This is a genomic window from Sphaerisporangium sp. NPDC051017, assembly GCF_040683095.1.
Taxonomy (GTDB): Bacteria; Actinomycetota; Actinomycetes; order Streptosporangiales; family Streptosporangiaceae; genus Sphaerisporangium.
This window is the reverse complement of sequence record NZ_JBFBCI010000149.1, coordinates 1-1,677: the sequence shown is the minus strand read 5'-3', so window position 1 is coordinate 1,677 and position 1,677 is coordinate 1. Positions and strand designations below refer to the sequence as shown.

The window sequence follows — 1,677 nt, the reverse complement described above, 5'->3', positions numbered from 1 at the left end:
CCGTGATTGCGCCACGAGGCGCGGGTGTTGCGGATGGAGGTGAAAGACCGTCCATCGCCTTGCCGTCGTAGCGGCAGGGTGAAGCTGGAGGCAACTCGACCCGGGGGTCGCCGGGGAGGGTGAGAGCAGCCTCGACAAAGTCGCGTCGGTTCAGTACTGCCGGATGGGCCGAGCGCGGTGAGCGAGACGGGAAGGTACACGTGAGGAATCGGTGTTGTTACGCCTCTTGACGGCCTTACCAGCTCTAATCCGGCGGATGTGGGCTGGGTGGCGGCGCGTATCCGTTCGTCGACGACGGATGGAGAACTCCCGATTGGGTCTTTGCGGTCTGGGTCGGGAGGCCACGGTGAATGACTACGGCGTAACCGTTGGCGATGCCGCAGGGGTACAGCCGAGTGCCTAACCCGTCGACCGAACACCCGTGAACGTGGGAACCACCTGCGACCGTTCCACGGAGTCCCTTTGCCCAGCCAGGGAGGGAACCAGGGATAGGTGCGACGCCGACCGAAGGAGCAGGTGGGGCGGAGCCGTTGTAGTACTCCGAGCGCGGGAAAGCCGCGTACATGGGGAAGAACGGCAGCGTGTCAGTTCAAGGAGGGAGTGTAATGTCCGAAGATGCGCCGGTGAACACCGGCGCCGTGGATTGGCCGGATCAGGATTCAGCCTTTTTCGCGGTACGGAGGATGCAGACCAAGTTACATCGCTGGGCGGGAGAGGAGCTCTCCCGTCGGTTCGGTGACCTTTACAACCTTGTTTATGACCCGGCGTTTCTGGTTCACGCGTGGGAACGTGTGGCATCGAATGTCGGGGCGAGGACCCCGGGAGTCGACAAGGCCACGGTGGCCTGGATCGAAACCCGGGTTGGGGTGGATGTGTTCTTGGGCCACGTCCGGGATTCGTTGAAGTCGGGCGAGTTCCAGCCGGTCGAAGTGCGCCGGGTGATGATACCAAAGGCCAGCGGGAAACTCCGCAAACTAGGTATACCTACTGTCGCTGACCGCGTGGTCCAGACAAGTCTGAAGCTGGTGCTCGAACCCATCTTTGAGGCAGACTTTCTGCCGTGTTCGTATGGGTTCCGTCCTAACCGGCGCACACACGACGCAATAGCCGAGATACACCATCTGGCCTCCGAGCCTACCAATTACCGGTGGGTGCTGGAGGCGGATATCGCCGCGTGCTTCGACGAGATCGGGCACACGCCACTACTCGACCGATTGCGGCGTAGGATCAAGGATAAACGCGTGTGTGCGCTGGTCAAGGCGTTCTTGAAATCCGGGGTCATGACGACAGCCGGAGACCGGGAAGAGACCATCACCGGCACCCCACAAGGCGGGCCGCTTTCCCCGCTGTTGGCGAACATCGCTCTGTCGGCGTTGGACGAACACTTCCACCGGCAATGGCAGCAGGAGATGGGAACCAAATCACAGCGGGCCAAACGCGTAAGAAAGGGCCTGGGCAACTGGCGTCTTATCCGTTTCGCCGACGACTTCGTCGTGATGGTGTTCGGGGAAAGACACCATGCTGAGGCACTGCGTGAGGAGGTCGCGACCGTCCTAGTCACACTGGGGTTGCGGTTGTCACCGGAAAAGACCCGCGTGGTTCACATAGACGAGGGCTTCGATTTCCTCGGCATGACCATACGCAGAATGCGGAAACGAGGAACACAGAAGTACTACG

Annotated in this window: 1 protein-coding gene; it reads left to right on the top strand. The window is 61.2% G+C overall.

Going from position 1 to position 1,677, the window contains the following annotated elements:
- Positions 1–605 precede the first annotated feature (605 nt).
- On the top strand, positions 606–1,677 hold a 1,072-nt coding region (gene ltrA, locus AB0M95_RS40935; protein WP_363777167.1), incomplete at its 3' end, for a group II intron reverse transcriptase/maturase.